The 18,038-nt window shown below is 62.7% G+C and carries 18 protein-coding genes; 13 read left to right on the top strand and 5 right to left on the bottom strand.

Annotated features, from left to right (window positions below; all coding sequences use genetic code 11):
- Positions 1-18: 18 nt before the first annotated feature.
- From ehuC to ehuA, 3 genes are read left to right on the top strand one after another with little or no spacing between them, the layout of a single operon-like run.
- Positions 19-660 (top strand): ectoine/hydroxyectoine ABC transporter permease subunit EhuC, encoded by a 642-nt coding sequence (ehuC, locus tag WJU18_RS30080; protein ID WP_423461127.1) that lies wholly within the window; start codon positions 19-21, stop codon positions 658-660.
- A 1-nt stretch (position 661) separates the two neighbouring features.
- On the top strand, positions 662-1,333 hold the full coding sequence (gene ehuD / locus WJU18_RS30075) for an ectoine/hydroxyectoine ABC transporter permease subunit EhuD (protein ID WP_423461126.1): 672 nt from the start codon (positions 662-664) through the stop codon (positions 1,331-1,333).
- A complete protein-coding gene (gene ehuA / locus WJU18_RS30070; protein WP_423457953.1) occupies positions 1,330-2,130 on the top strand; it encodes an ectoine/hydroxyectoine ABC transporter ATP-binding protein EhuA in 801 nt (266 codons plus the stop codon). The genes ehuD and ehuA overlap by 4 nt, the downstream gene beginning before the upstream one ends.
- An 18-nt stretch (positions 2,131-2,148) precedes the next feature.
- Here ehuA and WJU18_RS30065 read toward each other — a convergent pair whose 3' ends face one another.
- Positions 2,149-3,798 (bottom strand): DUF5666 domain-containing protein, encoded by a 1,650-nt coding sequence (locus tag WJU18_RS30065; RefSeq protein ID WP_423457952.1) that lies wholly within the window; start codon positions 3,796-3,798, stop codon positions 2,149-2,151.
- Positions 3,795-4,643, bottom strand: a complete 849-nt coding sequence (locus WJU18_RS30060) for a DUF6502 family protein (RefSeq protein WP_423457951.1) — start codon at positions 4,641-4,643, stop codon at positions 3,795-3,797. Before WJU18_RS30060 ends, WJU18_RS30065 begins: the two co-directional genes overlap by 4 nt.
- Before the next feature lie 189 nt (positions 4,644-4,832).
- On the opposite strand from WJU18_RS30060, the gene WJU18_RS30055 reads away from it, so the two are divergent.
- From WJU18_RS30055 to WJU18_RS30015, 9 genes are all read left to right on the top strand, one after another.
- Positions 4,833-5,288 carry a type IV pilin protein gene (locus tag WJU18_RS30055; RefSeq protein WP_423457950.1) on the top strand — a complete coding sequence of 152 codons (456 nt, stop codon included), beginning with the start codon at positions 4,833-4,835 and terminating at the stop codon, positions 5,286-5,288.
- Entirely contained in the window at positions 5,279-6,361 is a 1,083-nt protein-coding gene (pilV, locus tag WJU18_RS30050) for a type IV pilus modification protein PilV (protein ID WP_423457949.1), read from the top strand. Before WJU18_RS30055 ends, pilV begins: the two co-directional genes overlap by 10 nt.
- Positions 6,358-7,476 (top strand): PilW family protein, encoded by a 1,119-nt coding sequence (locus WJU18_RS30045; protein ID WP_423457948.1) that lies wholly within the window; start codon positions 6,358-6,360, stop codon positions 7,474-7,476. The genes pilV and WJU18_RS30045 overlap by 4 nt, the downstream gene beginning before the upstream one ends.
- A complete protein-coding gene (locus tag WJU18_RS30040) occupies positions 7,473-8,009 on the top strand; it encodes a pilus assembly PilX family protein (protein WP_423457947.1) in 537 nt (178 codons plus the stop codon). The genes WJU18_RS30045 and WJU18_RS30040 overlap by 4 nt, the downstream gene beginning before the upstream one ends.
- A gap of 72 nt (positions 8,010-8,081) precedes the next feature.
- Positions 8,082-8,804: a hypothetical protein gene (locus WJU18_RS30035; protein ID WP_423457946.1), complete on the top strand. Its 723-nt coding sequence runs from the start codon at positions 8,082-8,084 to the stop codon at positions 8,802-8,804.
- 20 nt (positions 8,805-8,824) lie between these two features.
- Positions 8,825-9,337, top strand: a complete 513-nt coding sequence (locus tag WJU18_RS30030) for a hypothetical protein (protein WP_423457945.1) — start codon at positions 8,825-8,827, stop codon at positions 9,335-9,337.
- Positions 9,276-10,670, top strand: coding sequence for a hypothetical protein (locus tag WJU18_RS30025; protein WP_423457944.1), 1,395 nt, complete (start codon positions 9,276-9,278; stop codon positions 10,668-10,670). Before WJU18_RS30030 ends, WJU18_RS30025 begins: the two co-directional genes overlap by 62 nt.
- The gene (locus WJU18_RS30020; RefSeq protein WP_423457943.1) at positions 10,667-11,308 is read left to right on the top strand and encodes a hypothetical protein; all 642 of its coding nucleotides are present in this window, start codon (positions 10,667-10,669) and stop codon (positions 11,306-11,308) included. The genes WJU18_RS30025 and WJU18_RS30020 overlap by 4 nt, the downstream gene beginning before the upstream one ends.
- Positions 11,287-11,574, top strand: coding sequence for a hypothetical protein (locus tag WJU18_RS30015; RefSeq protein ID WP_423457942.1), 288 nt, complete (start codon positions 11,287-11,289; stop codon positions 11,572-11,574). Before WJU18_RS30020 ends, WJU18_RS30015 begins: the two co-directional genes overlap by 22 nt.
- A gap of 3 nt (positions 11,575-11,577) precedes the next feature.
- Here WJU18_RS30015 and WJU18_RS30010 read toward each other — a convergent pair whose 3' ends face one another.
- From WJU18_RS30010 to WJU18_RS30000, 3 genes are all read right to left on the bottom strand, one after another.
- Positions 11,578-12,456 (bottom strand): DMT family transporter, encoded by an 879-nt coding sequence (locus WJU18_RS30010; RefSeq protein WP_423457941.1) that lies wholly within the window; start codon positions 12,454-12,456, stop codon positions 11,578-11,580.
- Positions 12,457-12,586: 130 nt separating this feature from the next.
- Complete coding sequence (locus WJU18_RS30005) at positions 12,587-15,160, bottom strand: Pls/PosA family non-ribosomal peptide synthetase (RefSeq protein ID WP_423457940.1); 2,574 nt, start codon at positions 15,158-15,160, stop codon at positions 12,587-12,589.
- Positions 15,133-16,659: an amino acid adenylation domain-containing protein gene (locus tag WJU18_RS30000; protein ID WP_423457939.1), complete on the bottom strand. Its 1,527-nt coding sequence runs from the start codon at positions 16,657-16,659 to the stop codon at positions 15,133-15,135. Before WJU18_RS30000 ends, WJU18_RS30005 begins: the two co-directional genes overlap by 28 nt.
- 95 nt (positions 16,660-16,754) lie before the next feature.
- Between WJU18_RS30000 and WJU18_RS29995 the strand changes: the two genes are divergently transcribed.
- The gene (locus tag WJU18_RS29995; protein ID WP_423457938.1) at positions 16,755-17,957 is read left to right on the top strand and encodes a threonine ammonia-lyase; all 1,203 of its coding nucleotides are present in this window, start codon (positions 16,755-16,757) and stop codon (positions 17,955-17,957) included.
- Positions 17,958-18,038: the final 81 nt, after the last annotated feature.

Below are 18,038 nucleotides of genomic sequence, written 5' to 3'. Positions count from 1 at the left end.
ACCTCTGTGGGGGAGTTGATGCCGGAGCTATTGCGCGGCGCAGGCGTGACCATGGTTGTGGCGGCAGGCGGTTCCTTGCTGGCCGTGGCCATGGCCTTCCTGGCAGGCTTGGCTCGCGTGTACGGGCCATTGCCGCTGCGCTGGCTGGCTGTAACCTACATCGAAGCCTTCCGCGGCACTTCAGCGCTGGTGCAGCTGTTCTGGTTGTTCTTCGTGCTTCCGCAATTCGGCGTTGTGCTTCCGGCTTTGGCCGTGGGCATTCTTGCGCTGGGACTGAATGTGGGTGCATACGGCGCTGAAGTGGTTCGCGGGGCTATCAATTCGGTGCCGCACGGCCAGTGGGAAGCGGCCACAGCTTTGAACATGAGCCGTGGCCAAGCATTGCGGCGCATCGTTTTGCCACAGGCTTTCGCGGCCATGATCCCGCCTTGGGGCAATCTGTTGATCGAATTGCTCAAGGCCACTTCGCTGGTGTCACTGATCACGCTGTCCGATCTCGCGTTCAAGGCGCAGCAACTCAACCAGCATACCCTGCGAACCACCGAGGTGTTCGGGACGGTATTGCTCATGTATCTGGGCATGTCTGTGTTGATCACCGCGGGTATGCGCGCCTTGGAGCGCCGTGTCACGCGCGGCCAGCGCATTGAGAAAGTGGCGTGAGATGCTTGTCTGGGATTGGGACTACGCCTGGGAAATACTTCCATTGCTCGCCGAGGCGTCGGTAGTCACCGTACAGGCTACGTTCATGGGCTTTGCGCTGGCATTGCTGGTCGGCTTGCTGTTCGCTGTCTGCCGGAGGGCAGGACCTGCCTGGTTGAGCCGGATAGCGGCTGGCACGGTAGAGTTTCTACGTTCTACGCCGCTGTTGATCCAGATATTTTTCCTTTATTACCTGATGCCGGAAATCGGCTTGACGCTGGAAGCGTTGCCTGCAGGGATTCTGGCCTTGGGTCTGCATTACGGCGCCTACTGTGCGGAGGTGTACCGCGCGGGCCTTGACAACGTGCCCAAAGGCCAGTGGGAAGCTGCCGCGGCACTTAACTTTTCAACTTGGCGGACCTTTCAACGCGTGATCTTGCCGCAGGCCATTCCGCCTGTTGTGCCCGCTTTAGGTAACTATCTGGTGGCGCTCTTCAAGGAAACGCCGCTGCTGTCGGTGATCGCAGTGACCGAACTGATGCAGACCGCCAAGGTCTTGGGTGCGGAGAGCTTCCAATATACCGAGCCCATAACGCTGGTAGGCGTGTTTTTTCTGATTTTCAGTCTTGTCTCGGCGGCGTTGATCCGCCAGGTAGAGAGGGCTTTGCAATCGCGCACCGGAAGGCGGGTATGAACGAGACAGAACACCCTAAAGCGCAGACGCCCATGGTGCGCTTCGAAGGGGTGACCAAGCGTTATGGTCAACTGACGGTGTTGGATCGCCTGGACCTGGACGTCGCTCCGCATGAGAAGGTCGCGATCATCGGGCCTTCAGGCTCTGGAAAAACCACCGTACTGCGTGTGCTTATGGCGCTGGAGGGCATTGATGGCGGCGTCATCCGGATAGAGGGCGAGCCGCTGACATGCATGGAGCGTGGTGGACGGCAGGTGCCGGCAGACCGCCGGCACCTGCGGCGCATGCGTGCCCAGATTGGCATGGTGTTCCAGCATTTCAACCTCTTTCCCCACATGACCGCTCTGGAAAATTGTATGGAAGCGCCTCGTTCCGTATTGGGCCTGGGCAAGGAAGAGGCGAGCGAGCGGGCTGTTGAGCTCCTAGCGATGGTGGGCTTGAGCGATAAGCTCCATCACCACCCGTCGCAGCTTTCCGGGGGACAGCAGCAGCGGGTTGCCATCGCGCGTGCGTTGGCGATGCGTCCGAAGGTGATGCTGTTCGACGAGGTGACTTCAGCGCTGGACCCGGAATTGTGCGGAGAAGTGCTCAGTGTGATCCGCTCGTTGGGCCGGGAACATCAGCTGACCATGCTGATGGTCACGCATCAGATGGGGTTCGCCCGCGAGTTCTCTGATCGCGTGTGCTTTTTCGATCAAGGCCGGATCGTGGAGCAGGGCCCTGCAGAAGAGCTGTTCGCCCAACCCCGCGAAGAACGGACGAAGCAGTTCTTGAGGGCTGTGATGGAGGCCGTATAAGAGCGTGTTCGTTCGAACTCAGGTTACCAAGTCGGCGCTACCCGAGTTACCGTTGTTCGAACCGCCATTGTTCGTGCCCCCGTTACCCGAATTGCCGTTGTTCGAACCGCCATTGTTCGTGCTCCCGTTACCCGAGTTGCCGTTGTTCGAACCGCCATTGTTCGTGCCCCCGTTACCCGAGTTGCCGTTGTTCGAACCGCCATTGTTCGTGCCCCCGCTACCCGAGTTGCCGTTGTTCGAACCGCCATTGTTCGTGCCCTCGTTGCCCGAATTGCCGTTGTTCGAACCGCCGTTGTTCGTGCCCCCGCTACCCGAGTTGCCGTTGTTCGAGCCGCCGTTGCCAGAGTTTCCGTTATCTGAGCTTCCGCTACCCGAGTTTCCGTTGCTCGAGTTGTCACTTCCCGAGCCACTGCCCGAATTACCACTCCCAGAGCCGCTGTTCGTGCCTCCGTTGCCTGAGTTGCCATTGCCCGAGTTGCCGTTCCCAGAGCCACTGCTCGAATTTCCATTGCCTGGGTTGTCGCTACCGGAACCGCTGCCTGAGTTCCCATTGCCCGAGTTATCGCTACCGGAACCGTTGCCTGGGCTGCCATTGCCCGAGTTATCGCTTCCAGTACCGTTGCCCGAGTTACCTGAGCCCGAATCGGGGGATCCGCCCGTCTCCGGCTTGGCTCCTGAATTGGAGTCGCTGGCGGCCTGAAGAATTTCAACGCGCTGGGCTACCAGCACACCGTCTGCCATACGCCCGGCCACCGTGAGCTTGGTGCCGAGGCCCACGTCGCCTATCGTACCCCCGGTGATCACCTTCACCTGGCTGGCGTCGATCGGTGTGCCCTGCACCACAAACGATTGCGCTGACGTGAACGCAGTGACCAGTCCGGCGAGTGTCACAGGGGAATTGGCCTGTGCAGGCAGTTCATGAGCCGGGCGCAGAAGGCTGGCCTTGAGCACCTTGCCGACAGGGGCTTCCTGGGCGCTGATGTAAAGAAACGCGCCGTTGGCCAGTGTGGCGGCGCTCAGCCCTTCCCCGAAAGCCGTTTGCCCGTAGTCGACTACCAGGGCACCTGCCTGGAACCGGCGCGCAAGGCTATCCAGTGCTTCGATTTTGCTCCATAGCACGGGAAGCACGGTGCCTGGCGCGGCAGACAGCGCTTCCACCCTGGTGGCGCGCAAGGCGCTGCCGTTGGGCAGGGCGTAGACCTGAGCGCTCTGGCCCGGCTGCAAAGTGGAGAGGTCGCTCACACCATCGAATATGGTGGCCTTGTCCACCGAAACCGGGACGCCCAGCACGCTGAACTGTCCCTGCGGCTCATCCACGGCATCCACCGTGCCGCGCAGTTCGGGAACAGACACGACCCGGGTGGCCTTGCCCGTGGTCAGTCCTGAGTCTACCGTGCCCTCTACCTGTACCGTCATGCCGGGTTTGAGCTGGCCGGCCGGAGCGCCGTCGATCTCCATCAGCGCCTGGCTCACATCGAAGCGTACGCCGTTGATCACCACATACCCGCTGCTCGCTGTATCGGTGACACTGCCCACGGCGACCGTGGATTTGAAGACGCCCGTGCCACCCGAGCCCACGCCATCGCCGCCGCCGCAGCCCGTCATATAGCCGGCCGCTGCCAGAAGCAAGGCGGCTGTCAGTGCACGCATGCCTGCTCTTCTGTTCATGACTCACGCTCCAGATGGATAGGGGCTGCGGCCGCTCCATTGGCCGGTTGGTCTTCGTGATAAACGTATACACCCACGCGTATCCGTGCGGTGCCTTGGCCGCGGGCCTCGGCGTGCGCCTTGGACATCTCGCGCACCAGCCGGAAATGCAGGGGTTCCCACTCATCGCGGATCTTTTGGTGGATGCGTTCGCATTCCTGGGCCGACAGGCCCGAGGCATACACGGCGCGCTCCAGCATCCGAGGCTGCTCTCCCAGCGTATTGCCTACCGCCGCCAGCAAGTGATCACGAACGTTGTCCCCCGCAAAGGCGAGCATGTCCCGCAGGCTGCCCACAGGTACGAAGCCGTCACCGACGAGTTCCACCTCTCCCTCGGCGCCATCTTCCGGCAGGGCGATCAGCCCCAGGCGCAGCAATTCTTCCATCAGCGTCTTATGGTGCACGTTGCCCCGTGAGGCCAGCCGGGCTACGAGCTCGAAGGAAGGGCCATTCCCAGTATCGGCGATGCGCAGGCGCCGCAGGGCAGGCTCCTCGGAAACCAGTTGAAGCCAGGCCGTATAGGCCTTCGCCGCGGCGGAGGCTTCCGTGGCCGGCAAGGGGTCGCGGGTCTGGCGCACACGCGCCGTGACGTCTTTCCGGTTGAGACCGGTCGTGACCGAGAGCTGGCTCAAATTGGGCCGGTTCACCCCCTGGCGCCTCCAGAGGTGCCGGGCCTCGTCCAGCAGCAGATCCCGCAGGATCTCCTCCAACTGCGGATGCTTGAGCCCCATCGCCAACGCCAGCCGCACGGCCGGACGCAGTATGCGCGCCAGGGCGGATTGGGCCCAAGTCAGGCGTTCATGCATTGGCGGATATCGAGAAAAGACTTCGGTTGGAGGGAGTGGGCCCCTATTGTCGTCGCCTCAGTCTAACCGCTGGTGGCCCTCAATACCGTTCATCGGTGATTTTCTACCGCTCGTCGTTGTTTGTAAGATTTTTTAACATGATGTGATAATTTCACATTGAACTAAAAATTAATACTTCTTAAAAACGCCATGCGGAGCTACAGGAATAGATGGCAAGCGGCAGGATTCACGCTCATCGAGCTGATGATCGTGGTGGCTGTCATTGCGATTCTGGCGGCTGTAGCGTATCCGTCTTACACGAGTTACATCGTCAAATCGAACCGGCGTGCAGCGCAGTCGTTCATGCTGGAAGTCAGCAGCCGGCAGCAGCGCTATCTGCTGGATGCACGCAGCTATGCCGACGCGCCCAATGACGGCGATATCGCGACAAAGCTGAATATCAGTACGCCACCCGATGTCGCCAGAAACTACGTTGTGGTGTCCAAGGTCACGATGGATGGCAGTTCGCCGCGCAAGCCGCCAGGCTTTACCGTGGAGGCCACTCCGCAAGGAAGCCAGGCTACCCGCGATACCAGTTGCGGCAAGCTGACCATTGATGAGGCGGGTGGCAAAACCTCGGAAAACGGGGGCGCCACATGCTGGTAAAGCGCCCTCCGCCGCGCGGCTTCACGCTCATCGAGTTGATGACTACGATTGCCGTGCTGACGGTCCTTGCCGTGGTGGCGGTGCCCTCATTCCGGGAGTTCATTGCTAATCAGCGGATACGCAACGCCTCTTTCGAGCTCATGTCGGCGCTGATGTTGGCGCGCAGCCAGGCAATTGCTCAAAATGGCGACGTCAGGCTCAAGATGAAAACTGGTGCGACCAGTTGGAACGAAGGCTGGTCGGTCACCGACAACACCAGTACCTTCAGTAGCCAAGAGGCTCTGAGCAGCCTGAAGATCACCGAAGCGGACGACCAGAGCGCCATTATCTATGGCCGCGACGGACGCGCGACTGGGGCCGCCAAGTTCAGCATCGAAGCGTCAACGCCGGTGGCTGGCGTGAAAGCGCGCTGCATCACCATAGGTCTGGGCGGCCAGCCGTTCAGCAGTGAGGGGGTGCACGTGAAGAACTTCTTCGTGCTCCGCCGCCGCCGGCAAGCGGGCACTACGCTCATCGAGATTCTGGTTACGCTGGTCATCCTGCTGTTTGGCCTGCTAGGGCTCGTAGGGGTGAGCGGCCGTGCCAATCAGGCGGAACTGGAATCGTTCCAGCGGGTGCAGGCGTTGCAGTTGCTCGAAAACATGGTCAACCGGCTCAACGCCAATCGCAAGGTAGCTTCCTGCTATTCAAATGGCACTGCCGGGTTGACCCTGGACAAGGATTCGGAAGACACGGACATCCCCGATTGCACGCTGGGAACCGACGCTATGGCGCAAGCCCGTGCACAACTGGACCTGAAGGACTGGAGCAAGCTGATCAAAGGGGAATCCGTCGGGGTGGCGAAGGTGGGAGCCCCTATTGATGCAATGGGGTGCATCACGCAAACCACGGCCCTGGTCGGCACCAAGACAACCTACGTTTACCGCATCGCAGTGGCATGGCAGGGCCTGACCCCTACGGCAGCACCTACCTTGAGCGATGGCACCGCATTCCCTTGCGGCGATGGTGTCTTTGGCAATGAAAAGCTGCACCGTGTGGTCACGGTCAAGGTGCAGATCGGGAACATCTCATGAGGTCCCCGCGCATTTCCAACCGGCGGCCGAAGGCATCGAGAGGTTTCACGATCGTCGAACTCCTGGTGGCGGTGGCGCTGGGGCTGCTGTTGCTGGGCGCGCTGATTACTCTGGTGGTTTCGACTATTGGCAACCGCACCGAGTTGGACAAAACCTCACGGCAGGTGGAAAGCGGGCGTTACGCCTTGCAGGTACTGAGCACGGACATTGAGTCCGCCGGGTTTGTGGGGACGACGGGTGACCAGACCTGGGAAAGAGGAGCGGCACCATCGCTGTCATCAGGCGGGCGCTCGTTTACGCTCGCAGTCTGTCCGGGCAACGTCGCAGGGCTGGGCTATGACGCGCCGGCAGGGACCCCGGCGCCACCGCCGCTGCTGCCGTTGGCTGTGCAGATGCTGGAAACAGTACCTACCTGCTTGAGCGCCGCCAACGTCAAGCCCGGCACTGCCATGCTGCTGATCACGCGTGTCTCATCGCAAGAAGTGTTGACGACCGCCGCCAGCACTTCCGAAGCCTACGTACAGATATCCACCTGCGGAACCGATTCGCAGCCGCTGGCCATTGGCCTGGGTGGCGGCAGTGCGTTCTCTCTGCACCAAAAGGACTGCGCCGCACTCGCGCCCCTGCGGAAAGTGATCCATCGCATCTACTTCATCAGTACCTGCAATGAGTGCGCCACAGGCAAGAACGATGGCATTCCGACGCTCAAGGTGGTTGAGTACGCAGGCGGCGCCATGAGCGCCACTCCCACGTCTCTGGCGGATGGCATTGACGATCTGCAACTGGACTATGGCGTCGATATGGGCGCCGGCTACAACGGCTCTCCCGATTGCTACATCAGCAAGAACTACGCAGAGACGCCTGTATTCGTGACCGACGACGCAGCTATCTGCCCGACGCCTGCCACCTATGAGCGCAAGGACGTGGTCACCGTACGCATCAACCTGCTGGCACGCACCACGGAGAAACCCAGTGGTTGGAAGGACGATGGCCGCACGTTCAGCCTTGGCTTGGCAAAACCCAGCGTGGGGCCGTTCAACGATGGCTACAAGCGGATGGCCTACAGCACAGTGGCACGCATCATCAACATCTCTGCCTTGAGGGAAACACCGTGACTCGACGCTGCTTTGCGCCCGCTGCCGGCAAACAGCGCGGCGCCGCCCTTCTGGTGGCCATGATCTTCATGATCGTGCTGATGCTCATCGTGGCCTCAGCCGTCAAGACCACCAACGTGAACACGCAGGTGACTGGCAACATGCAGATGCGGCAGGAGGGCGCCATGGCTGGCCAGCAGATGATCGAGAGCGTCATCAGCGGTGATCTGAGTTCAATACTTTCCACGCAGACATTCACGGTGGACATCAACGACAGCGGGCAGAGCGGGGCGAAATACAGCGTCAAGGTGGACGCCAAGTGCATGTACGTGAAGCCCATTTCGCAGCTCAGCCTGAACATCGACGACAGCAACGACAAGCCCTGCTTCACCAGCGGGAGCCTGGTGCCGGGCATGCCCAGCAGCGGCGATTCACTGTGCTCGTCGTCGGTGTGGGACATCAAGGCCACTAGCACGTCTGCCAACAGCACCCAACCGGTCTATGTGCAAAGCCAGGGCGTGACTCAACGGGTGGGCGTAGGCGCCAGCTGCTGAAGCCTGCTCCCAGATCCAAACACCAGCTCAGCTCCGACCATGTCCGATACAAGCCTTCCCAGGGGACGCACCATGAAGGAAAAATACAGCATCCGTTCTGCCTGGACCGGTCTGGCACTCTGCTTGGCGCTGGCCGGCCTGGTACCTCGGGCGGCCCACGCGGAAGACATCGACATCTATCAAGGCGCGGCGGGCAGCGGAGCCCCCAATCTGCTTATTCTTTACGACAATGCCGCGGCATCGGACGCCAGCGCCAGCTACACCTGCGATGCTACGATCCCCGGGGGAACGACCAAACTCAGCGAAGACAAGAAGACGTCTGGAACCAACTTTGGCTTCGAGCGTTGTGGTCTGTACAAGGCGGTCAGCGCAATCGGTACCGATGAATCTCTGAATGGCCGCATCAATCTGGGCCTGATGTATTTCCCCAGCGGCGGTACGGACGGAGGGTTGTTTGTCAATCCTGCGGCATCGCCGCCACCTAGCGCGCTGCTGAACATGGACGGCACCGGTGTTGCAGGTGATGGAAAGGGCTTGAGCCAGATGCTGGGCACCATCTCCGGGATGAACCTGGCTGCCAACAAAAGCAACAACAACCAGGTCGCGCAAGCCATGCAGGAAGCCTGGGCGTTCTACCAGGGCAAGACGGGGTTGTCGGGCAAGACCTATCCGGGGCTTGGGAGTCTGACCTGCGCACGGAACTTCGTGCTGTACATCACTTTCGCGACCAATAACCAGAAACCTCAGGACGGAGGCAACCGGGGGGCGGCGCACTGCAGACGGCTCAGATCCTGAACTCCATCACTCAGCTTTCCTTGCCTTCTCCCTGGAAGTCGCCTGTTACCCAGAGTCTGGCTTCCGGCAAGTACCAGAGCGACTATTCCGATGAGTGGGCCGCTTTCATGCGCACGGGAAAGACGACCAGCTCGAGCGTGAGCTACTCACCCATCACCACCTACACCATCATTCTGACGGATGGCAGCAATCCGGATTATGAGCAGCTCATGGTGAGCATGGCCAACCAAGGCGGCGGTACGCCATTCCTGATTGATATCACCAAGTCCTCCGGTCTGGAGGAGCTTGTCAAGGCGATCAAGCGGGTATTCGCCGACGTGCAAGCCGTCAACAGCGTGTTCGCGGCACCCGTGCTGCCCGTCAGCGCCAATACCCAGGGAACCTACCTGAACCAGATTTACATGGGCATGTTCAGGCCTGATGCAGGGGGCGCCGCGCTGGATGGGGAACCTCAAGCAGTACCAGATCGGTGTGGACACCACTTCGGGCTCGGTGGAGCTCTTCACCGCGGATGCCTCCTGGGGACCTTATAGCGCGGGCAAGACGGCAAGAGAAGCCTTGAGTACGGCGGGCACGGGCTTCATGAGTACGCAGGCCGTCAGCTATTGGACATCCAAGGATACGACCAAGTTGCCGGATAGTGCCGGCGCCAAGGGCGGCTTCTGGCTCAACAGCTACGCGAATCTAGGCGCCAGCGATGGCTTTGACGCCCCGGATGGGCAATTCGTCGAGAAAGGCGGCGTGGGGCAGCAGCTCAGGCTCAAGTATTTGCAGGACACGTACCCAGCCACGGTCGGTGCGGCGGCCACCACCTCGCGCAATGTGTATACCTGCCCGTCCACAGGCTGCTCCGGTGCGCTGAGCACCACCCGCTTCGATATCGCGAACACCACCAGCCTGACTGCCACTGTCCTGAACGTGGTGACGGCATGGGTGAACAACCTCATCAACTGGATCCGCGGGGCAGACACCAAGCGAGTCGCAAGCGACGCGCAGGCCGGCTCGGAGGCCAGCATACCGCCCACCGCGACCACCGCCATCAGCATTCGCGGTTCGATACATGGCGATGTGCTCCATTCACGTCCGGCGGTCATCAACTACGGCGATAGAGCCGATGCATCCGGCAAGAAATACGGCACGGTGGTCTTTTATGGGTCCAACGACGGCATGTTCCGTGCCATCAATGGCAACCAGCCTCCCGCTGGCAACACCTCACCGGCGCCGATGGGTAAGTGCGCCGTATCGACCGATTGCGCGATCACCGTGAAGGATGCCAAGAATCAGTCCGTCTCGGTGCCGCCTGGAGGCGAGTTGTGGAGCTTTGTGGCGCCAGAGTTCTACTCCTGCCTGCAGCAGCTCTATACGAACAGCGTGCAGCTGACGCTGGGTGCCACGGCGGCCAATGCCAATTCCTGCAACACGCCGAAAAACCCCTCTGGCAAACCGTATTTCTTTGACGGTGCACCCGGGGTGTACTGGGATGCGGCCACGGGGAAAGCCTATATTTTCCTGTCGGCCCGCCGAGGCGGGCGCCTACTCTATGCCTTGGATGTGAGCGATCCGGCGAACCCGCAATACATGTGGAAAATCACGAACGCGACTTCAGGGTTCGAGAAGCTGGGGCAGACATGGTCGCAGCCCAAGGTGGTCAAGATCAAAGGCCACACCAATCCCGTGTTGATCTTTGGCGGCGGTTACGACACCAATCAAGACAACGATGCACCGGCGGCGGGCTCCGATTCCATGGGCAATGCCATCTATGTGGTGGACGCCATCACCGGTGCCCTTGTCTGGCATGCGCAAGGGGCTCTGGCACCGCGACGAGTTGCACCACCTCCGGTACCACCTGCACGCTGGGGGCAATGAACACCTCGATCCCGGCTGATATCACTTTGGTCGATCGCGATTTCGATGGCAACGCCGATCGCATGTACGCTGCCGATACTGCGGGCAACATCTGGCGTGTGGATATGCAGCCCGATGGCACCGGTGCCGTCAGTACCTGGAAAGCCTATCTCCTTGCGGCCCTGGGGAGTTCGAGCACGCCCCCGCGCAAGTTCTTTTTCCCGCCGGATGTGGTGCTGACTAAAAACTACGATGCCGTGGTGGCCGTCTCCGGCGACCGGGAGCATCCGTTGGCAGGCAACAGCGCCAACAACGTGAAGAACCGGTTCTACATGATCAAGGATACGCAGACCGGGGTGGATGGTTCCGGCTGGACCGTTGTGCGTGATGACTCCAGTGCGACCTCCACCACTGGACCGGAGGGCATGTTCAATGCCACCTGCACGGACTTTACCGACATCGCCACCTGTCCGGTCTACGACAAGAGCGGCAGCGGTTTCTATGTCACGCTGCCAGGATCGGGAGAAAAGGGCGTCAATGCGCCCACGACCTTTGGCGGACAAGTCTATTTCAGTACCAACCGGCCTGATACGGCGGCGGCGACCAGCACGACGGGAGATGACACCACGGCAAAAACATGTCCGTCGAATTTGGGGTAGCCACCGGATACAACATCAGCCTGCTGGAGGGCATGAAGTATCTGCCTGCGGACTTTGACGGCGGAGGCTTGGCGCCATCGCCTGTGACTGGTTTGGTGAACGTCGAGGTCGACGGCAAGACGGAGGTCGTGCCTTTCATCATCGGCGGTGGCGGCAACGGCGGCGATGAGCCTCCGTGTACCTCGCCTCTGTGCACCAAGCGTCCGAATATTCCTGTTCCGACAGTCAAGCGGCGTACTTACTGGTATCCGGTTCAGGACCGATAGCACTCAATCCCGCCGCAGCAGCACCGCCCCCATCGCCACCACGATGCACGCCATGGCTGCCAGATCCTGCCAATGCGGCCATTCACCCACGATCAGTGGCGCGCTCAGCACACCGATCAGCGGAATGGCCATCAGGCTCATCGCGCTGGTGGAGGGCGGCAGGGCGCGCGCCAGGCGGAACCAGACCACCTGCGCAGCGCCGTAGTTGATCAGCACGGCCCACACCAGGCTGGCCCAGATGGCGGGGCTGAAATCCCAGGTCTGCGCAGGTTCGAACGCTACCGCCAGGATAATCATCACGATCGCTGAAAGCCCCATCATCCAGACCACCAGGGCCTCTGCCGGCAGCGTCAGCGTGGCGCGGCGCATCCAGATGGTGCCCAGCGCCCAGCAGACGGCCGCACCCTGCATCCACAGAATGCCGGCGGGCCGCCCACCCAGTTGCTCGAGTTCATTCCACAGCAGCAGAGTGATGCCCGCAAGTACCGCCACGACCGCCACGACCAGGCGCTTGCTCAGCGGCTCGCGGTACAGCAGCACGGACAGCATCACGGTCCAGACCGGCATGGTGAATCCCAGCGTGGCTGCTCGGCCGGCGGGCAGCTGTGTGAGCGCGATGATCGAAAAACCATGCCAACCCAGCATGTTGGGCAGCCCCAGCACCACGACGTCGCGCCATTCGCGCGAACCGCGGGGTGTCATGCGCAGGCCCTGCGTGCGGAAGAACAGCCACAGCCCCATGGCGCCCAGCGACATGGTCAGCGCGCGGAAATGCAGCGGCGGTATCTCGCGCAGCGTCAGCTTCATCATGGGCCAGTTCAGCCCCCACATCAGCGTGAGCAGAGTCAGGCCAACCAATTGGCGGCGGGTAAGAGCGTTCATTCAACTTGCGGCATTGGCATGTGAATGCAAATAATATTTGATTGCATCTGCTGGGGAGGCGCTGTGCGTACAGCACACTGCCCGGCAGCGGCCATGACCCATCGCACGCAAGGATCTATTCAGCGTGGCCTCAATCCCGCCAAGGCGCCGCGGGTGAACCATGCCAGCGCGTACCGGCCGGGATGTGCTCGCCCTTCATCACCAGGGTGAGTGGACCCAATTGGGCACCATCGTCCACGCAGGCGCCATAGAGCACTGTGCAGCGCGGGCCCAGGGTGACGCGGCTGCCGATCACCACGTCGTCCACCTTCATCACGCGGTCCTCGAACAAGTGCGTCTGCGGGCAGCATAGGGCGTTCAGTTCGCTGTGATCGCCAATGATCACGCAATCGAACTCGGTGATGTCCGTGGTGTCCATGTACACACCGCGGCCGATCTTGCAGCCCATCAGATTAAGCGCATCCGAAAGCCAGGGCGTGCCGCGCAGATAGCGCAGGAACCACGGCACAGCGATGCCTTCATACATGTTGGTGGCTGCCTCCGAGAGCCAGACGAAGGGCGTCCACATGGGCACCGAGCGCTTGCGGTAGCGACCCAGCAGCAGCCATTTGAACAGGGCCACGAAGAAGAAGGTGGCGAAGCCGAACACCACGCCGCCCACGCACAGATCCAGAGCCACCGCGCTCCAGCGGCTTTGCTCAGCCAGAGGCATGGCGTCCAGCACGATGGCGTAGCCGGCCGCGATGACCAGCGCATGCGGCGAGGCGATGCGAAACGCTTCGACCACCCCGCGCGCCACGCGCCGCCAGGGCGATGGCGCGTAGGTCAGGTGCTCAGGGAACCCGCCCGCCACCTCGCGCGCCGGCAGCAGCATGGGCGGGGAGCCGAGCCAGGTGTCGCCTTCTTTCATCGTGGCATTGCGCGGCACGGCGCTCATCACGCCGATCAGCACGTTCTCGGGCACGGTGGTGCCGTCGGGCACGTAGGCGCCATTGCCCACGAAGCTGCGGCGTGACACCACGGTGGGCTTCACCGTCATCCAGCCGCCGTCGATGTGCTCGTCGCCCAGCATCACGGCATCGGCGATGAAACACTCGTCGCCCAGGGTGAGCATATCGGGCACGACGCCGAGCGCGGTGGAAAGCTCGGTTTCCTTGCCCACCTTGGCGCCCAGCAGGCGGTACCAATTGGCCGAATACACCGTGGCGTAGATGCCGTGCAGCGTGGCGAGGCTGCCTTCCTGGATCTGGTTGACCAGCCACTTGCCCAGGTACCGGTTGCTGTGAATCGGCCAGGAACCGGCCCGCATTTTCGGCAAAAACACATAGCGGATCATCGCGGCGATCAGGGCCGTCAGTACGATCATCACCACGCTGGCCGGCAGCGAAAGGAAGAAGAACTTGACGAAGCGCAGCAAGAAGGCCTGCACTTCCGTGATGGTGCCAGCGTCCACCAGCGGGCGGACCGAGAACTGTTCCACGTCCAGCACGTCGATCAGCATGAAAGTGGGGAACACCGGCATGAAGAAGAGCATGGCCATGGCCAGGGCCCCAAAAACGAAGAACAAGGTCTCGAAAGTGAGCCGGGCGCGGGAGACCGGTGGACGGGGCGGCAGGCTGGCGGGGTCGAAGTCGCCGCGCTCGCGGGCCGGTGAGCCTGCCCACACCTTGCGCGCCGGCACGGATTGGCCGCTGCGCAAGGCGGCCTGGCCTTCCAGGTGACCGAAATCGCCAATGTGCGTATCGCCTTCGATCACCACATAGGAGCCCACGCAGACCTCACGCCCGAGATCGATGGTGCCCAGGTGCAGCAATCCTCCTTCCACGCGGGCATTCTCCAGGTTGACCGCGTTGCCGATGCTGCTGCCGTCGCCAATGCGCAGCAGCTCGGGCGCGCGCAGCGTGATGGCGCCCAGGTTCACGTCATGCCCGATATGCGCCCCCAGCGCCCGCAGCCAGCCGGTATAGAGGGAAGAGCCGTTGATCATGTATACTGGCACGGCTTCCATCAGCCTGTCGGCCAGCCACCAGCGGTAGTAGGTCAGGCCCCAAAGAGGGTAGCTGCCGGGCTTCAGGCGCCCGGCGATCAGCCATTTGCCGGCCCAGGCGACGCCGAACTCGGCCACCGTGGCGAGCAGGAACGCCAGCAAAGACATCGCGACCGCGCGCGCCACCGAATCGGCCGGATCGCCCGTGTAGAAGTGATAGGCGAAGAAGGGGGCCAGCCACTGCGCCATCTTGATCAGCACCAGAAACGGAATCGCCAACCCCTGTGCGATGCCGCAGCGCCAGCGCCGCCAGGCTGAATGGAGCAGGAAGGGGCGTTCGGCAGCCGCGCTCCCGCCTTCGGACAGGCTGGTTTGCAAGGCTTCGGCAATCAGGCCGATCTTGCGGTTCTGATAGATGTCGGTCACGGCGGCCTGGGCAAAGCGCGCGTCTTGCCGCAGCGTGGAAATCAGGCGCGCCGCGAACAGCGAGTGCCCTCCCAGGTCATAGAAGAAATCCAGCTCGCGCCGGATCTGCTGGCCAGGAAAGAGCTTTTCCAGGGCGGCGAAAAGGGCTTCTTCGGCCGGTGTCTCCGGCGTGTCGCTGCCCTCGGCCGGGGCGGCGGGGGCCAGCGCCAGCGTCTTGAGCGTTTTGCGATCGATCTTGCCTGACGGCAGGCGGGGCATGGCGGTCAAGGGCTCGAAGCGTGCCGGAACCATGTAAGGGGGAGCTTTTCGGCCAGACCTGCCCGCAAAGCCTGGACAGAGGGCTTGATGGAGCCCGAGGGCACGTAGAAGGCCACGAGCTGATCGATCTCGTCATCCTTGCGCAGCAATACAGCTGTGGTGCCTACGCCCGCCTGCTGAGCCAGCACGGCTTCGATTTCGCCCAGTTCCACCCGGAACCCGCGGATTTTCACCTGATCGTCCGCGCGGCCCAGGCACTGCATCTGCGGTTCGCCGTTGGCGCGGGTTTCCACTCGTGCCAGGTCACCGGTGCGGTACAGGCGCGCTTCCTGGGCATTGCGCGCCCAGGGATTGGGCAGAAACTTCTCGGCCGTCAGCTCAGGCCGGCCCAGGTAGCCTGCCGCCACACCAGGGCCGGTGATGCACAGCTCGCCGGTTTCGCCAAACGGCAGGATCTTCAGCGGCGGCACCTGGCCGCCGGCAATGCTGTCGGCATCGATCACTTCGATCACCAGCAGGCCATAGTTGGGCAGCGCTTCGCCGATCGTCACCGGCTCACCGGCCCGCAATTCGGCCAGGCTGGCCGACACCGTGGCCTCCGTCGGCCCGTAAGTGTTGAACATCTGCCGCCCGGGCGCCCAGCGCTCGACCAGGGTCTGCGGACACATCTCACCGCCCAGGTTGATGATGCGAAGGCCTGGGACATCCTGCGCGAACAGTGCCAGCAAGGTGGGCACGGCGTGCAGCACCGTGACGTCGTTCTCGATCAGCGCGCGCGGCAGCGCCTCCGGATCGCCAGAGATTTCCTTGGGCGCGATCCAGAGCGTCGCGCCCACGAGATAGCTGATCCATATCTCCTCGAAACTCATGTCGAAGGCGACCGAGAACCCCTGATACACCTTGTCGTCTTCGCGCACGCCCAGGCGCGCGTTCTCGCTGCGCAAGAAGTGGCAGATGCTGGCCTGCGTGATGGCGATGCCCTTGGGCTTGCCCGTGGAGCCGCTGGTGTAGATCACATAGGCGGTGTGTTCCGGCAGGGCCCCCGTGCGGCGCCGGAGAGGGGGGCCAGGCGTCCCTTCAGGCAGCGGCGCCAGCAGCTCGCTGGCGGTCAGTATCCTGGCTGAAACACCTTCCTGGCGGCGCGCAGACTCACCGTGGTGCTCGTCGATCAATAGCGCCACGGCGCTGGCGTCGTCCAGGCAGACGGCGATGCGGTCCGTGGGCACATCGGCATCGAAGGGCAGCCAGGCGGCCCCCGTCTTGGCCACGGCCAGTTGCAGGATCAGGAGTTCGAGGCCGCGGGGGTGCCACAGACCCACCATCTGGCCAGGTTGCACGCCCGCTTCGATCAGGCGGTGCGCGGCCAGATCGGCGGCCTGGTCAAGCTCGCCATAGCTGAGGGCACGGCCGCCAAAGATGAGGGCCGTCTTGCCAGGTACCCGGGCCGCGGTGATTTCGAAGAGATCGGCCAGGATTTCCGGGCGCAGCAGGTCAGGGCGGTCAGGGCCGTGCAGGATAGGGGCGGCGGTCATGTGGGAAATACAGGTGTACGCAGCCATTGTCGCCGCTGCTTAAGTCAACGCTCGAGGCATTGTGCGGGCCTACCGGAGTCCGTCACAATGTGCGAATGTTCACGCTTTCAGACATCCAGCAGGCCGCCGCCCGCCTGCAAGGCCAGGTGCTCGAGACCCCTTGTGTGGAATCGCGTACCTTGTCGCACATCACGGGCGCCGAGGTGTTTCTGAAGTTCGAGAACTTGCAGTTCACGGCCTCCTTCAAGGAGCGCGGCGCCTGCAACAAGCTCGCCGAACTTACCGCCGGCGGCGCCCGCCCCGGGGTGATTGCCATGAGCGCAGGCAACCATGCCCAGGGCGTGGCCTACCATGCCCAGCGGCTTGGCCTGCGCGCCGTGATCGTCATGCCCCGCTTCACGCCGGGCGTGAAGGTGGCGCGCACGCGCGGCTTCGGTGCGGAGGTCGTGCTGCATGGCGATACCCTCGAAGCCGCGCGCGCCCATGCGTTGGAACTGGCGAAAACCCAGGGCCTCACCTTCGTCCACCCCTACGACGATCTCGCGATCATGGCGGGCCAGGGCACCGTGGGACTGGAAATGCTGCGCGAGCAACCGGATCTGGAGGTGCTGGTCGTACCGATCGGCGGCGGCGGGCTGATCGCTGGCATCGCCACGGCGGCCAAGGCTCTCAAGCCCGGCATTGAAATCATCGGTGTGCAGGCGCAACGCTTTCCCGCCATGGTCAACCTCATCAAGCACGAGCAGCATGTGCAGGGGGCCAGCACCATTGCCGAGGGCATTGCCGTGGGCGCCCCGGGCGAGCTGTGCGCCGAGGTGATCCGCCGGCAGGTGGACGAGTTGCTGCTGGTGGACGAAGGCGATATCGAGCAGGCCATCGTCATGCTGCTGGAAATCGAGAAAACGCTGGTCGAGGGCGCCGGGGCCGCGGCGCTGGCCGCGCTGCTCAAGCACCGCCCGCGCTTTGAGGGCCGGAAAGTCGGCATGGTGCTCTCGGGTGGCAACATCGATCCGATGCTGCTGGCCTCCATCATCGGCCGCGGCATGGTCCGCTCCGGCAGGCTGGCGCGCATCGTTGTCAGCGCGCGCGACGTGCCGGGCATGCTGGCCCGCATCACCGCACTGGTGGCCGATGCCGGGGCCAACATCGATGAAGTGCACCATCAGCGCGCGTTCACGCTGCTGTCGGCCCAGAACGTGGAGATCGAGATGGTGCTGCAGACGCGCGGGCACGAGCACGTGGCGGACATCATCGCCCAACTGCGGGCGCAGGGCTGGGATGTGCGGCTGGTGGCCTGACGGCATTGCCTCACCCGTCGCCGTCAGAGTGCTCCGACGCGCCAATCAGCCCCTCGGCGACGCACAGGCGGCGAATTTGGC

The organism is Ottowia sp. VDI28 (assembly GCF_049532675.1).
GTDB lineage: Bacteria > Pseudomonadota > Gammaproteobacteria > Burkholderiales > Burkholderiaceae_C > Ottowia.
The sequence above is the reverse complement of the archived record's forward strand: the minus strand, read 5'-3'. Positions and strand labels throughout refer to the sequence as shown.

Coding starts and splice junctions, on each gene's coding strand:
- WJU18_RS30015 (WP_423457942.1), top strand. CDS start 11,287: ATGTCCGTCGAATTTGGGGTAGCCACCGGATACAACATCAGCCTGCTG.
- WJU18_RS29995 (WP_423457938.1), top strand. CDS start 16,755: ATGTTCACGCTTTCAGACATCCAGCAGGCCGCCGCCCGCCTGCAAGGC.
- WJU18_RS30060 (WP_423457951.1), bottom strand. CDS start 4,643: ATGCATGAACGCCTGACTTGGGCCCAATCCGCCCTGGCGCGCATACTG.
- WJU18_RS30005 (WP_423457940.1), bottom strand. CDS start 15,160: ATGGTTCCGGCACGCTTCGAGCCCTTGACCGCCATGCCCCGCCTGCCG.
- WJU18_RS30065 (WP_423457952.1), bottom strand. CDS start 3,798: ATGAACAGAAGAGCAGGCATGCGTGCACTGACAGCCGCCTTGCTTCTG.
- ehuC (WP_423461127.1), top strand. CDS start 19: ATGCCGGAGCTATTGCGCGGCGCAGGCGTGACCATGGTTGTGGCGGCA.
- pilV (WP_423457949.1), top strand. CDS start 5,279: ATGCTGGTAAAGCGCCCTCCGCCGCGCGGCTTCACGCTCATCGAGTTG.
- WJU18_RS30045 (WP_423457948.1), top strand. CDS start 6,358: ATGAGGTCCCCGCGCATTTCCAACCGGCGGCCGAAGGCATCGAGAGGT.
- WJU18_RS30020 (WP_423457943.1), top strand. CDS start 10,667: ATGAACACCTCGATCCCGGCTGATATCACTTTGGTCGATCGCGATTTC.
- ehuD (WP_423461126.1), top strand. CDS start 662: ATGCTTGTCTGGGATTGGGACTACGCCTGGGAAATACTTCCATTGCTC.
- WJU18_RS30055 (WP_423457950.1), top strand. CDS start 4,833: ATGCGGAGCTACAGGAATAGATGGCAAGCGGCAGGATTCACGCTCATC.
- WJU18_RS30010 (WP_423457941.1), bottom strand. CDS start 12,456: ATGAACGCTCTTACCCGCCGCCAATTGGTTGGCCTGACTCTGCTCACG.
- WJU18_RS30000 (WP_423457939.1), bottom strand. CDS start 16,659: ATGACCGCCGCCCCTATCCTGCACGGCCCTGACCGCCCTGACCTGCTG.
- WJU18_RS30035 (WP_423457946.1), top strand. CDS start 8,082: ATGAAGGAAAAATACAGCATCCGTTCTGCCTGGACCGGTCTGGCACTC.
- ehuA (WP_423457953.1), top strand. CDS start 1,330: ATGAACGAGACAGAACACCCTAAAGCGCAGACGCCCATGGTGCGCTTC.